The organism is Mesorhizobium sp. M8A.F.Ca.ET.208.01.1.1, from assembly GCF_004791315.1.
Classification (GTDB): Bacteria; Pseudomonadota; Alphaproteobacteria; order Rhizobiales; family Rhizobiaceae; genus Mesorhizobium.
In genome coordinates this window covers 65014-78901 of sequence record NZ_SRUT01000012.1, presented here as the reverse complement: position 1 = coordinate 78901, position 13888 = coordinate 65014, and the positions used below count along the sequence as shown (strand labels likewise).

Sequence of the window (13888 nt, the reverse complement as noted above, 5' to 3'; positions counted from 1 at the left end):
GGCGCCGAAGTGCCCCTATAGGTCGCAACACCCCTGACGGCCCGCAAACCGGGCGGCCAAGACTTACCGGTGCGCCCGGCGATTCGCCAGTCCACACTCGTGCGCTTTATCATCGCGGAACCATGCTGACGCTTTTCCACCATCCCATGTTCGCCACCTGCCGCTTCGTCCGCCTCGCCTTTGGCGAGTATGGCGAGGAGCTGGCGCTGATCGAGGAAAAGCCGTGGACGCGGCGCAAGGAGTTCCTGGCGCTGAACCCGGCTGGCACGCTGCCGATCCTGCTGGCCGAAGGTGACGTGCCGATCATCGGCGCGACGGTGATTTCGGAATATCTCGACGAGACGCGCGGCGTGCTGAAGCGCGACAAGCGGCTGTTCGCCGAGGATCCGATGCAGCGCGCCGAAATCCGCCGGCTGATCGACTGGTATCTCAACAAGGCCGAAAGCGAGGTCACCCGGCACCTGGTGCGCGAACGCGTGCTGAAGCCGGTGATGCCGGAAACCGCGGGCGGCGGCTCGCCCGATTCGGGCGCTATCCGCGCCGCGCGCGCCAACATCCGCCAGCACATGAAATACACCAACTGGCTGGCCGGCACCCGCCACTGGCTGGCCGGCGGCAGGGTCACCTATGCCGATCTCGCGGCCGCCGCGACGCTGTCGGTGCTCGACTATCTCGGCGAGATCGACTGGCGCGAACACCCCGCCGCGCGCGAATGGTACACGCGGGTGAAGTCGCGGCCTTCGTTCCGGCCGCTCTTGACCGACCGCGTGCGCGGCCTGTCGCCGGTGTCGCACTATGCGGACCTCGACTTCTGACGCGGCAAAACTGCGTGCGCTGATCGACGCGGAGGCACGGCGCGCCGGCTTCGATGCCGTCGCCGTCACCACTCCCGATGCGATCCCGCTGGCGCCGGCGAGACTCGCCGAATTCGTCGCCGATGGCTTTCACGGCTCCATGGACTGGATCGCTGAGACGATTGCGCGCCGCAGCGAGCCCTCCACGCTTTGGCCCGACGTGCGCTCGATCGTCGTGCTGGCGATGAACTACGGGCCTGACCGTGACCCGCGCGACCTGTTGTCGAAGCACGACCGTGGCGCGATCTCGGTCTATGCGCAAAACCGCGACTATCACGAGGTGATGAAGGGCCGGCTGAAAGAAATCGCCGGCAAGATCGTCGCACGCGCCGGCGGCGACGTGAAGGTGTTCGTCGACACCGCACCCGTCATGGAAAAGCCGCTGGCCGAGGCAGCAGGGCTGGGCTGGCAGGGAAAACACACCAATCTGGTCAGCCGCGAGCACGGCTCCTGGCTGTTCCTCGGCACCATCTTCACCACGGCCGAACTGGCACCCGACGAGGCCGGGATCGACCATTGCGGCTCTTGCCGCGCCTGCCTCGACGCTTGCCCGACCGACGCGTTCCCGGCGCCTTATAGGCTCGATGCGCGGCGCTGCATCTCCTACCTCACCATCGAGAATAAGGGGCCGATCCCGCATGAATTCCGCGAGGCGATCGGCAACCGCATCTATGGCTGCGACGACTGCCTCGCCGCTTGCCCGTGGAACAAGTTCGCCAGTGCGGCTTCGGAGGCCAAGCTCGCCGCGCGCGACGATTTGCGCGAGCCTGCGCTCGCCGACCTTTTGACCCTCGACGATGCTGCCTTCCGGGCCTTCTTCTCCGGCTCGCCGATCAAGCGCATCGGCCGCGACCGCTTTGTCCGCAACGTGCTGATCGCCGTCGGCAATTCCGGCGAGGGCGCGCTTGCCGGCATCGTTCGGGATCTGCTCGGCGACGCCTCGCCGCTGGTGCGGGGCGCGGCAATTTGGGCGCTGGCGCGGCTGGTGCCGGAAACCGAATATGCCGAACGGGCCGCGAACGGCCTGGAAACCGAGGACGACGCTATGGTGCGCGAGGAATGGCGCCTGGCGCGGCCCACCAGGACGCATGCATGAGCGAAAAGCGGATCTTTATCTTCGGCGCCGGCTATTCGGGCAAGGCTTTTGCCCGCGCCAATACAGGGGCCGCCACCATCTTCGGCACGACACGCTCCGAGGAAAAATTCGATGCGCTGCGCCAAGCCGGCATCGCCCCATTGCTGTTCGACGGCAAGTTGACGAGCGACATCGGTGAAGCGCTGGAGAAAACCACCCATCTGGTGATCTCGGTCGCCCCGGAAGACGCCGGCGATCCGGTGCTGAATGCCGCCCGGCAAGCAATCGCTCAAATGCCGGGGCTGGAGTGGATCGGCTATCTCTCGACCGTCGGCGTCTATGGCGACTATGGTGGTGCCTGGGTCGATGAAACGGCCCAATGCCGGCCGGTCTCGAAGCGTTCGGTCATGCGGGTCGAGGCAGAGCAGGCCTGGCAGAAGCTCGGCCGGGAAATCGACCGGCCGGTCGCGATCCTGCGGCTCTCCGGCATCTACGGTCCGGGCCGCAACGCGCTGGTCAATCTGGAGAACGGCACCGCGAGGCGGCTGGTCAAGCCGGACCAGGTGTTCAACCGCATCCATTGCGACGACATATCAGACGCGCTCTGGCATCTGATCGTCGGCAATAGGGGTGGCATCTTCAACGTCACCGATGATGAGCCGGCGCCGCCGCAGGATGTCGTCGCCTATGCCGCATCGCTGATGGGGATCGAGGCGCCGCCCGAAATTCCCTTCGAGACCGCCCAACTTTCGCCCATGGCGCGGTCTTTCTATGGCGAGAACAAGAGGGTCGCCAATGCGGCGCTCAAGGCGGCGGGTTATCGGTTTCGCTTTCCCGACTACCGCGCCGCTTTCGACCATATGTGGGCAAGCGGCGACTGGCGCGACGGCGAGCCGCGCAGCCCGATGAAGGGACAAGCAATTCCAGGAAAAGTGTGAAACGGTTTTCCGTCCGGACTTGCGCCAAAAGGTTAGAGCGATCGAAGCGTCGCATGTTGCGTGCTATGATTCGGGCTTGGAGTTTGGTGGGATCCGATTTCATGAAGACAGCGACGCGGTCGTTTTTTGGCAAGAGATCACTGCTGGCGGCCGCTCTTGGCTTGCTTGCCCTGACCGGTCTCGCGCAGCCGGCAGCGGCCGAGGAACGGGCGAAAGACCTGTTCGGTGCGGAGAAGCTGCCGACGGCCACCGCCCCGCAATCCTTCGGCTTCTATTCCAAGGGCTGTTTTGCCGGCGGCGTCGCCATTCCGATGGATGGCCCGACCTGGCAGGTGATGCGGCCTTCGCGCAACCGCCGCTGGGGTCATCCGGCGATGATCGCGCTGCTCGAGAAACTGTCGCGCGATGCCGTTGCCGACGGCTGGCCGGGCCTGCTGATCGGCGACATCGCGCAGCCGCGCGGCGGCCCGATGCTGACCGGCCACGCCTCGCACCAGATCGGGCTCGACGCCGACATCTGGCTGACGCCGATGCCCGACCGCATGATGACCAGGGCGCAGCGCGAGACAATGAGCGCCACGCTGATGGTCGACGACAAGACCCATCTGGTGAGGGACGCGCTGTGGACGCCGGCGCACACGGCTTTGCTGAAGCGGGCCGCGAGCTACCCGCAAGTCGAGCGCATCCTGGTCAATCCGGGCATCAAGAAAAAGCTCTGCGACACCGTCAAGGGCGACCGCTCCTGGCTGCGCAAGATCCGGCCGTTCTGGGGCCATGACTACCATTTCCACATGCGCATCGGCTGCCAGCCCGGTTCGCCCACTTGCAAGGGGCAGGAAGCGACGCCCGATGATGATGGCTGCGGCAAGCCGCTGGCCTGGTGGTTCACGCAGGAACCCTGGCGGCCCAACAAGAACCCCGATGCGCCCAAGGCCCGCGACCTGATGACGATGGCCAACCTGCCCAGGGAATGCCGCGCCGTGCTCGACGCGCCTGGGCCTGCCTCGGCGGAGGCGGCGACCTATCATGGCGGCGCCGTGCCGGTGGCGGCCGCCGCACAAGAGCCGGAAACGCCCCCCGAGCCGCCGACTGTTGCATCAGGGGCTGCTCCGCTACCGGCGGAGCTGAACGCGTTTACCGCCACGCCCGATGTCGGCGTGCCGGTGCCGAGGCCAAGGCCACGGGGTTGACTCGGCAATCCTTGATCAGACGATCTATCGGCGAGGTCGGCGCCGCCCCTCATTGTCCTGCCGGACATTTCTCCCCGTATGGTGACGGGGAGAAAGGGCTGATTGCACCGTCGGCGTTTTTCCAGCAGCGCTGGTGATTGGCGAAATCATCGGCGCCAGCCCCCCTCTCCCCGTCACTATACGGGGAGAGGATGCCGGCAGGCAGGTGAGGGGCAGCGCCAGCGCTGGACAAATCGGGCAAGTGCGCGATCCAACCTAAACCGATTGTTATGAACTCAACCCAAGCAGCTTTCCCTTTTCAAACTCATGCGCTAGTCAACGGATGAACGGCAGTGGCCGTCGGGGCGCCGAAGACGGACGAGAGCATGCCAAGCACAGCAGATGACGAGACTTTGCTGCGGTTTCCGATCCTGATCGGCGATATCGGCGGCACCAATGCGCGCTTTTCGATCGTGCTCGACGCCAATTCCGAGGCCGGCGAGCCGACCATCGTCCAGACCGCCAATTACACCACCATCGACGAAGCGATCCAGGCGGCCGTGCTCGACCGCTCCTCGGTTCGGCCCAATTCGGCGGTGCTGGCGGTTGCCGGTCCGGTCGACGGCGACGAGATCGAGCTCACCAACTGTCCCTGGGTGGTCAAGCCGAGGCAGATGTTCGCCAATCTGGGCTTGAGCGACATCGTCGTGCTCAACGATTTCGAGGCGCAGGCGCTGGCCGTCGTCGCGCTCGGCGAAGAGCATATGGAAAAGATCGGCGGCGGCACGCCCGAGCCCAATGCCGGCCGCGTGGTGCTGGGTCCGGGAACCGGTCTCGGCGTCGCCGGGCTGGTCCACGCGCTGCATCACTGGATTCCCGTACCCGGCGAAGGCGGCCATATGGACATCGGGCCGCGCACGCCGCGCGATTTCGAGATCTTCCCGCATATAGAGAAGCTCGAGGGCCGCATTTCGGGCGAACAGATCCTGTGCGGACGCGGCCTCGTCAACGTCTACCGCGCCGTGGCCAAGGCCGACGGCAAGCCATCGCCCTTCACCACGCCGGCCGAGGTCACCGCCGCGGCGCTGGCCAAGACCGATCCGGTGGCGCAGGAAGCGCTGGAGACTTTCGTTACCTGTCTCGGCCGTACCGCTGGCGACCTTGCCTTGGTGTTCATGAGCCGTGGTGGCGTGTTCCTCACCGGCGGCATCGCGCAAAAGATCGTGCCGGCGCTGAAGGAGGGCAATTTCCGCGCCGCCTTCGAGGACAAGGCGCCGCACAGCGCGCTGATGCGCACCATGCCGGTCTATGTCATCACCCATCCGCTGGCCGCCCTTCTCGGCCTCGCCGCCTATGCCAGGAACCCCTCGCTGTTCGGCGTCCAGACCTCGGGCCGGCGCTGGCGCGACGAAGTTAGTCATCCCAAGGCATAGGCAAGCCGGCTGCTTGGCGTTAATAGGGGTGCCGAATGCCCGGCCACGGGAAGCGGAAACCGACAAAAGCCCTCTGATTTGACACTTCAAACTCCAAACAAGCTGAAAGCCCGGCCCGGCGAGGTCAACGCCGTGCTGCGCCGCATCCTCTCCGAAAATGGCCGCGATCATCGCTGGTCCTATGTCGTCGCCGTCACCTGCTTGCTGATTGTTTCCGGCACCACTGCCTTCACGGCGTGGATCATGGCCCCGATGATCAACCAGATATTCTACGAACGGCGCGGCGACATGATCGTCTGGATCTGCGCCGGTTTCATGGGAGCTTCCCTGCTGCGCGGCTTCGCCGGTTACGGCCAGGCCGTGGCGTTGGCCAAGATCGGCAACAATCTGGTCGCGCGCTACCAGAAGCGCAGCTTCGACCATCTGATGAAGCTCGGCGTCAACTTCTTCAACGATACGCGTTCCGGTCGGCTGGCGGCACAGGTCAACGAGAATGTCGGCGGCGTCCGCGATCTACTGTCGCTGACACTGACCTCCATCAGCCGCGATGCGGTCACGCTGGTCGCTCTCGTCGGCGTCATGATCTACCAGGATCCGGTGTTGTCGCTCAGCTCGCTGCTGATCGGCCCGCCGCTGATCTGGGCCGTCGTCTACATCACCCGCCGATTGCGGCGTATCAACCGGGAATCCGTGCTGATCAATTCGCGGCTGAACGGTTCCGTGCAGGAGGCCACGCAAGGCATCGCCATCGTCAAGGCCTTCACCCTGGAGCAGGAGCTGGCGCGCCGCATAGGCATCATGGCGGATACGGCCGAACAGCGTAACAACAAGATCGCCCGCGTCTCGGAGCGGCTGTCGCCGATTTCAGAGATTCTGGGCGGTCTCGCTATTACCGCCGTGCTTGCCTATTCCGGCTACCGGGCGCTGGTGCTTGGGCAACCACCGGGCGCGGTGTTTTCCTTCATCACCGCGCTGATCATGGCCTACGACCCGGCAAGACGCCTGGCGCGCACACAGGTGGGCATGGAACGTGCGCTGGTCAACGCGCGCATGATCTACGAGTTGCTCGACCTGGAACCGAAACAGGGCGACGCGCCCGATGCGGTCGAGGCCAGGATCACCACAGGCGAGGTGCGCTTCGAAAATGTGACGTTCGGCTACAACGCCGACATGCCGGTGCTGAGGGACCTGAGCTTTACCGCCGCCGCCGGCAAGGTGACGGCGATCGTGGGTGCGTCGGGCGCCGGCAAATCGACGCTGGTGGCGCTCTTGCAGCGCTTCTACGACGTCGACCAGGGCGGTATCGTGGTCGATGGCCAGGACATCTCGAAGGTGACCAAGCATTCGCTGCGGCAGTCGATCGCCTATGTAGCGCAGGCGCCCTATCTGTTCGAGGGCACGATCCGCGACAACATCCGCTACGGCCGCCTGTCGGCCACGGACGCCGAGATCGAGCAGGCGGCAAAACAGGCGGCAGCCGACGAGTTCATCCGCCAGCAGCCTCAAGGTTACGACACGCCGGTCGGCGAAGGTGGCTCGACCCTTTCCGGCGGCCAGCGCCAGCGCGTCTCGATCGCCCGCGCCATCGTGCGCCAGGCGCCGATCCTGCTGCTCGACGAGGCAACCTCGGCGCTTGACAACGAGGCGGAGGCGCGCGTCCAAGAGGCGCTGACGCATGTCATGGAAGGCCGCACGACGATCGTCATAGCGCATCGGCTGTCGACGGTGGTCAATGCCGACCACATCATCGTGCTGGAAGAGGGACGGCTGGTCGAGGAAGGCACGCATGCGACGCTGATGGCCGATCCGAACAGCATCTATGCCCGCTTCCACCGCATACAGGGCGTCAAGGGTCTGGGGCTTGTCGACGACAGCGCGCCGGCCGAGACTTCGGTTGAGGAATTAGAGACCCAGAGCATCGCCGGGAGCACGGCATGAGCGAAACATCGGCAACATCAGGCGCGCCGGCAAGCGATATGGGCCTTGTGGTGGTGGGCGCGGCCGGCCGCATGGGCCAGACCCTGATCCGCGCCATCCACGCCATTCCGGGCGCCCGCGTCATCGGCGCGGTCGAGCGCGCGGATTCGCCCCATCTGGGCAAGGATGCGGGCGAACTGGCCGGCGTCGGCCGCATCGACGTGCCGATCGGCAGTGATCCGCTGCCGGTCTTCGCCAAGGCCGATGGCGTGCTCGATTTCACCACACCGGCCTCGACGGTTGCGTTCGCCGGCTACGCGGCGCAGGCGCGCATCGTCCATGTCATCGGCACGACCGGCTGTTCAGCCGACGACAATGCGAAAATCGCTGCGGCCGCGCGCCACGCGACCATCGTCAAGTCGGGCAATATGAGCCTCGGCGTCAACCTGCTGGCGGTGCTGGTCGAACAGGCGGCGCGCGCGCTCGACGCCGATGATTTCGACATCGAGATCCTCGAAATGCACCACAGGCACAAGGTCGACGCGCCTTCGGGCACGGCGCTTCTGCTCGGCGAGGCCGCAGCCGCCGGGCGCGGCATCGCGCTTGCCGGCAATGATGTGCGTTCACGCGACGGCCATACGGGTGTGCGAAAAACCGGCTCGATCGGCTTTGCCACGCTGCGCGGCGGTTCGGTGGTCGGTGACCACAGCGTGATCCTGGCCGGCACCGGCGAGCGCATCACGCTGTCCCACCATGCCGAGGACCGCGCCATCTTCGCCCGCGGCGCGGTCAAGGCCGCACTGTGGGCGCGGGGGAAAAAACCGGGCCTTTACTCAATGCGGGACGTGCTTGGGCTTGCCTGAAACGACCCTGAACCATCTTCGTCTTACGCAAGTCCTGCGGGAAAGCCGCTACGCACCTTTCCTGGAATTGCCCAGACCCCAGAGGAGCAAAAATGTCGAGAACCCTCGTGCTCGTGCGCCACGGCCAGAGCGAATGGAACCTGAAGAACCTGTTCACCGGCTGGCGTGATGTCGACCTGACCGAGCAGGGCCATGCCGAGGCCAAGGCCGCCGGCCAAAAACTCAAGGCGCGCGGCCTGAAATTCGACATCGCCTTCACCTCCGCGCTGGTCCGGGCGCAGAAGACGTGCCAGCACATTCTCGACGCGGTCGGCCAGAGCGACCTGCAGACCATCCGCGACCAGGCGCTCAACGAACGCGACTATGGCGACCTCTCCGGCCTCAACAAGGACGACGCGCGCCAGAAATGGGGCGAGGAGCAGGTGCATGTCTGGCGCCGCTCCTACGATGTGCCGCCGCCCGGCGGCGAAAGCCTGAAGGACACCGGCGCCCGCGTCTGGCCCTACTATCTGCACGATCTGCAGCCGCACGTGCTGCGCGGCGGCACCGTGCTGGTCGCCGCCCACGGCAATTCGCTGCGCGCACTGATCATGGCGCTGGACGGCAAGTCGGGCGAGGAGATCGTCAAGCTGGAGCTCGGCACCGGCGTGCCGGTCATCTACACGCTCAACGCCGATTCGACCGTGGCGTCGAAGGAAGTGCTGGAGGGCTGACGGGCAGTTATTTGCGCCAATTGGGAACGTGGCGCCGCCCCTCACCTGCCTGCCGGCATCCTCTCCCCGTATAGTGACGGGGAGAGGGGCGATGTCATCGGCGATTTCGCCAATCGCCGGCGTTGCAAAAAGGGCGCCAGCGTTGCGGCTGGCTTCTTTCTCCCCGTCACTGTACGGGGAGAAATGCCCGGCAGGGCAATGAGGGGCGGCGCTGACGCTCGAAACTGAGCCGGCGAGCATCAGCCCTCGAAAAAAGCGCGTTGACAGCAATCGCTTGCCCGCTTATTGAGCCCGCACCAGCCCAGATGGCGGAATTGGTAGACGCGCACGGTTCAGGTCCGTGTTCCGCAAGGAGTGGAGGTTCGAGTCCTCTTCTGGGCACCAAATTCCCGTTTCGAACCAAATGTTCGGTTCAGAAATTTTGAGAAAAGCCCGGTTCGCCCGGGCTTTTTTCTTGCGCGATGACCTCGCCTCCTGGCCAGTCCCGAACAAACCGCTTCAAACCGCGCGCCCGCTTCGCTACGCTCGCAACCATGTCTGAATCCAGCACCGCGATCTTCGGCGCCCGCCGTGACCAGGCCTTCCCAACGCTGGCCGAGGCGGACATCGATCGCATGCGCCGGTTCGGCGAGGCCAGCGCCTATGCCGCCGGCGAGCACATTTTCGAGGCCGGCAATGTGTCCCCGGGGCTGATCGTCATCCTGTCGGGCAAGGTTGACATCACCCAGGACGGCAAGCTCGGCAGACGCGAAACGATCGTCACCCATGGCCCTGGCAGCTTCGTCGGCGAGCTGGCGCAGCTTTCGGCCCGCCCCTCGCTGGTCAATGCCGAGGCCGCCGAGCCGGTCGAGGCGTTCGTCATTCCCTCGCAGAGGCTGCGCGACCTGATGGTGCAGGAGGCCAATCTCGGCGAGCGTATCATGCGGGCGCTGATCCTGCGCCGCGTCGGGCTGCTCGAGAGCGGCACGATCGGTCCCATCATCGTCGGGCCGGCCGACAATGGCGATGTCCTGCGCCTGCAGGGGTTTCTCGCCCGCAGCGGTCAGCCCCACCGCGTGCTCGATTCCAAAACCGATCCTTGCGCGAAGACCCTGTTCGAGCACTTCCATGTCGATCCGCACCACTTGCCGGTCGTGCTGTGCCCGAACGGCAGGCTGCTGCTCAATCCGGCGGAGAAGGACCTCGCCCGCTGCATCGGCCTGCTGCGGCCGGTTGACGCCAGCAAGGTCTATGACGTCGCCATCGTCGGCGCCGGCCCGGCCGGGCTGGCGGCGGCGGTCTACGCGGCCTCGGAAGGGCTGTCGACCATCGTGCTCGATTGCCGCGCCTTTGGCGGCCAGGCCGGCGCTTCCGCGCGCATCGAGAACTATCTCGGCTTCCCCACGGGCATCACCGGCATGGCGCTGATGGCGCGTGCCTACAACCAGGCGCAGAAATTCGGCGTCGAGATGGTCATCCCCGATGAGGTGAAGCTGCTCGGTGCCGCCACCGGCGGCGCGCGCTACCAGCTTGCGGTCGGCGACGGCGAGACGGTGCGCACGCGCTCGGTGGTGATCGCCAGCGGCGCGCGCTACCGCCGCCTCGATGTCGCCAACCTCGCCGAGTTCGAGGGCACATGCGTGCATTATTGGGCCTCGCCCATCGAAGCACGGCTTTGCGGCGGCCAGGAAGTGGCGCTGGTCGGCGCCGGCAATTCGGCCGGCCAGGCGGCTGTCTACCTGGCCAGCCATGTCAGGAAGGTGGCGCTCCTGGCGCGTGGCGGCAGTCTCGAGGCGTCGATGTCGCGTTACCTCGTCGAGCGCATCAGGGCGCAGCCGAACATCGAGGTGTTGACCGGCGCCGAGGTCGAGGCGCTGGACGGCGAGGAAGGCAATCTCGCCACCGTCCGCTGGCGCGACCGCTCGAGCGGCGCGGTGACGACGCGCCCGATCCGCCATCTCTTCCTATTCATAGGCGCCGATCCGAACACCGATTGGCTCGCCCAATCCGAGGTGGCGCTAGATGCCAGGGGTTTCATCCGCACCGGATCGGACATAGCATCGGCGCATGGCGTTATGGAGACGAGCCGCAGCGGCGTGTTCGCCATCGGCGACGTGCGCTCCGGCTCTGTCAAACGTGTCGCAGCTGCCGTCGGCGAAGGCGCCCAGGTGGTGGCGGCATTGCATGCATTTCTTGCGCGGGAAGGCAGCCATGCCGACGCGCCTCAACCTGTGGGGAGAGTGTGATGGCTGACGAGTGCAGACACGCGGCTGATGTCAAGGACGTGACGCCGAGCGCGCATGGCTGCGAGGAATGCCTGAAGAGCGGCTCGTGGTGGGTGCATCTGCGGCTCTGCCGCACCTGCGGCCATGTCGGTTGCTGCGACGACTCGCCCAACCGCCACGCCACCAAGCATTTTCATGCCACCAGCCATCCCGTCATAGAGGGCTATGACCCGCCGGAAGGCTGGGGCTGGTGCTATGTCGACGAGATCTTTCTCGACCTCGGCGACCGTACCACGCCCCAGAACGGTCCGATCCCAAGGTTTTATTGAGCGCCCGGAGAGCCGGGAAAAAGCCGGTTCGGCCTGATTTACCGCACCGACCCGGTAACCGTTCGGTCGACGTCGGGAACCGACTTGCGATCGTTGCCAGCAAGCGCGGCGATGAGCAGCAGGCTGGCCACAACGGGGACAAACAGCACGGCAATACGGGCCTGCACATGAAGAATGGCGCGCCATTCGTTGCGCTTGTCGGGGCTGTTGCTCATCATACTCACTTTGCCATGGACCCCCCGGAGGTCACATAGCGGTGAACGGTTAAGCAACTCCTTCCGGAAGCGTTAACGGGGGCCGCTCAAGCGATCAGCCGAGCCCGATCCGCCTGGCGCCTTGCCGGAACAGCGCCTCGGCGTCGGGCTCGAAGCGGAACGTGCCGATGAAATCGTCGGCGCGGTAGTCCGGCAGCGTCTTGCGGATGGCGGCGGCGAAGCCGCGTGCCTCGTCGAGCCGGCCGGCAAGCGCCAGGCAGTGCGCGGCGATCGCCAGGATGATGGTATGGGCATTGGGCCGCGCCGCCGCCTTCAGCGCCCATTCGGCCGCCTCCTCGAACTGGCCGAGCCGGACATGCGACATGGCGCGCGACCCCAGCATGCCGAACAGCAGCGGGTCGAAGGGGCTGAGATGCCGCGAATGGTCCGACGAGCTTATCGCCGCCCGCGGGTCGCCCGATTGCGAGTGGACGAAGGACAGCGCGTAATGGCCGAGCGCGAAATTCGGGCTGAGATCCACGGCCCGCCCCAATTCGGAGAGCGACCCGTCCTGTTCGCCGCGCAGCCACAGCGCCCGCCCCATCGCCCAGTGCGCGGCCGGATTGTGGTCGTCGACCAGCAGGCTCTGGCCGGCGCTCTCGAAGGCCAGCGCGCTTTCGCGGTCGCGGTCGCCCCAGCGCTGGAAGGCGTTCTGCCAGTGGGTGAAGGACAGGCCGGCATAGGCGCGGGCGAAGGTCGGATCGAGCTGCAAGGCCGTGGCAAAGAAATGCCGCGCCGTTTCGTTCTCGGCCTGGGTGAAGCGGTACATGTGCCAGAGGCCGCGGTGATAGGCCTCCCAGGCATTGAGCGAGTTGGGCGCCTTCAGCAGGGCGCGGTTGCGCTCGACCGTTTCGATCTCGGCCGAGATCGACGACACGATGCTGTCGCCGATATCGTCGAGCACGGCGAAGATGTCGTCCGGCCGGCGTTCGAAGGTCTCGGCCCAGACGATCCTTGCGGTGCGCACCTCGATGAGTTCGACGCTGACGATAAGACGGCCCGAGGGGCTGCGCACCGTGCCGGTGGCGACATAGTCGACCTTCAGCCGGCGGCCTGCCTCCTCGGGCGCGATACCCCTGTCGGCCAGCGCGAACACCGATCCGCGCGCGATGACGAAGAAATCCCGCAGCTTGGCGAGACGGGTGATGATGTCGTGGGTGAGGCCGTCGGCCAGCCCACCGCGCGGGCCGGATTCCTCGACGAACCGCATCACTGCCAGCGATGCATGGCTCGGCTCGACCGGGCCAGGGTCGCTCGGGGGCGCCAATTGCGCCGCCGTGGACTGGCAGGCCGGCTGTACCCGCGGCCAGACAGCCGGCTGCTCGTCACGGATCATCCGCCAGGCTGACCGGAGCGGCGCGAAATCCAGGTCTTCCGATTCGAACAGCCGTGCCGCCGCCGCCAGGTGCTTTTCGGCCGCGGCGATCTCGCCGCGCCTGGCGAGGCTCGCCAGCAGCGTCGCATGCGCGCGCGCGTCGAAAGGCGCGAGTTCCACCCATCTGTCGAGATGCGCGATCGCCTCGTCGCAGTCCGCTGGCAGGCTCGCCACGAGCTGTTCCAGCACCGCCGCGTGGGCGGACCGGAAGCGGCGGCGCTGGCCGATCAGCCAGCTGTTGAAGTGCGGGCTGCGTTCGAGCTCCAGCCCGTCGAGGAAATCGCCCGCGAAGAGTTTTGCCAGCGCTCGCAACCGCTCCGCATCCAGCGCGTCGATCCCCTGCGTGGCGGCATGGCCGATCTCCAGTACATCGACGAGGCAGCCGCTGAGATCGAGCGCGACAGTATCGTCTTGCGAGCGGACACGGCGCCGGTCCGGCGTGTCGAGAGCGCCGCGCAACTTGCTGAGGCACCAGCGCAACTCGCCGCGCGGATCGTTGGGCACATCCCACAGAAGCTCGCACAGGCGGCCGCGCCCTACCGGATGTGGCGCCAGCACCAGATAGGCAAGCAGCGCCCGCAGCTTGCGCGACGCCGGCAGTGCCATCGGCACGCCGTTATGCGTGATCGTCAGCGGTCCGAGCAGCCGCACCAACAGGCACGGCATGCCACCGTCCTGTCTCGATGGTGCGGATTCCACGTCCGTTTCCACGCCTGCTCCCACGCTGGCCTGTCGGCCCTTGCTCTATCACCAAACACGACATG

At 66.1% G+C, this 13888-nt stretch carries 12 protein-coding genes and 1 tRNA gene; 11 read left to right on the top strand and 2 right to left on the bottom strand.

The annotated features are described in order from the left end of the window. The first annotated feature begins 122 nt into the window (after positions 1-122). The 11 genes from EN851_RS31425 to EN851_RS31365 all read left to right on the top strand — a co-directional run bounded on the left by EN851_RS31425 (position 123) and on the right by EN851_RS31365 (position 11495). Complete coding sequence (locus EN851_RS31425) at positions 123-815, top strand: glutathione S-transferase family protein (RefSeq protein ID WP_015314714.1); 693 nt, start codon at positions 123-125, stop codon at positions 813-815. Further along, complete coding sequence (gene queG / locus EN851_RS31420; RefSeq protein WP_135930748.1) at positions 796-1950, top strand: tRNA epoxyqueuosine(34) reductase QueG; 1155 nt, start codon at positions 796-798, stop codon at positions 1948-1950. The genes EN851_RS31425 and queG overlap by 20 nt, the downstream gene beginning before the upstream one ends. Further along, positions 1947-2867 carry an SDR family NAD(P)-dependent oxidoreductase gene (locus EN851_RS31415; protein ID WP_135930747.1) on the top strand — a complete coding sequence of 307 codons (921 nt, stop codon included), beginning with the start codon at positions 1947-1949 and terminating at the stop codon, positions 2865-2867. The genes queG and EN851_RS31415 overlap by 4 nt, the downstream gene beginning before the upstream one ends. A gap of 101 nt (positions 2868-2968) precedes the next feature. Then, complete coding sequence (mepA, locus tag EN851_RS31410) at positions 2969-4057, top strand: penicillin-insensitive murein endopeptidase (RefSeq protein ID WP_135930746.1); 1089 nt, start codon at positions 2969-2971, stop codon at positions 4055-4057. 365 nt (positions 4058-4422) lie between these two features. Beyond that, positions 4423-5469, top strand: a complete 1047-nt coding sequence (locus EN851_RS31400; protein WP_135930745.1) for a glucokinase — start codon at positions 4423-4425, stop codon at positions 5467-5469. Between the two features lie 78 nt (positions 5470-5547). Further along, complete coding sequence (locus EN851_RS31395) at positions 5548-7407, top strand: ABC transporter ATP-binding protein (RefSeq protein ID WP_135930744.1); 1860 nt, start codon at positions 5548-5550, stop codon at positions 7405-7407. Then, a complete protein-coding gene (dapB, locus tag EN851_RS31390) occupies positions 7404-8249 on the top strand; it encodes a 4-hydroxy-tetrahydrodipicolinate reductase (protein ID WP_127279289.1) in 846 nt (281 codons plus the stop codon). The genes EN851_RS31395 and dapB overlap by 4 nt, the downstream gene beginning before the upstream one ends. Positions 8250-8341: 92 nt before the next feature. Continuing rightward, positions 8342-8962: a 2,3-bisphosphoglycerate-dependent phosphoglycerate mutase gene (locus tag EN851_RS31385; RefSeq protein ID WP_127279288.1), complete on the top strand. Its 621-nt coding sequence runs from the start codon at positions 8342-8344 to the stop codon at positions 8960-8962. Positions 8963-9261: 299 nt separating this feature from the next. Then, positions 9262-9346, top strand: a tRNA-Leu gene (locus EN851_RS31375). A gap of 149 nt (positions 9347-9495) precedes the next feature. Beyond that, entirely contained in the window at positions 9496-11187 is a 1692-nt protein-coding gene (locus tag EN851_RS31370) for a cyclic nucleotide-binding domain-containing thioredoxin-disulfide reductase (RefSeq protein WP_135930743.1), read from the top strand. Then, positions 11187-11495 carry a UBP-type zinc finger domain-containing protein gene (locus EN851_RS31365; RefSeq protein WP_135930742.1) on the top strand — a complete coding sequence of 103 codons (309 nt, stop codon included), beginning with the start codon at positions 11187-11189 and terminating at the stop codon, positions 11493-11495. The genes EN851_RS31370 and EN851_RS31365 overlap by 1 nt, the downstream gene beginning before the upstream one ends. Positions 11496-11533: 38 nt before the next feature. Here the strand turns inward: EN851_RS31365 and EN851_RS31360 are convergent, their stop codons facing one another. Next, positions 11534-11710, bottom strand: a complete 177-nt coding sequence (locus EN851_RS31360; RefSeq protein WP_189521972.1) for a hypothetical protein — start codon at positions 11708-11710, stop codon at positions 11534-11536. Positions 11711-11804: 94 nt separating this feature from the next. Continuing rightward, positions 11805-13790 carry a BTAD domain-containing putative transcriptional regulator gene (locus tag EN851_RS31355; protein ID WP_135930780.1) on the bottom strand — a complete coding sequence of 662 codons (1986 nt, stop codon included), beginning with the start codon at positions 13788-13790 and terminating at the stop codon, positions 11805-11807. Between the last annotated feature and the right edge of the window lie 98 nt (positions 13791-13888).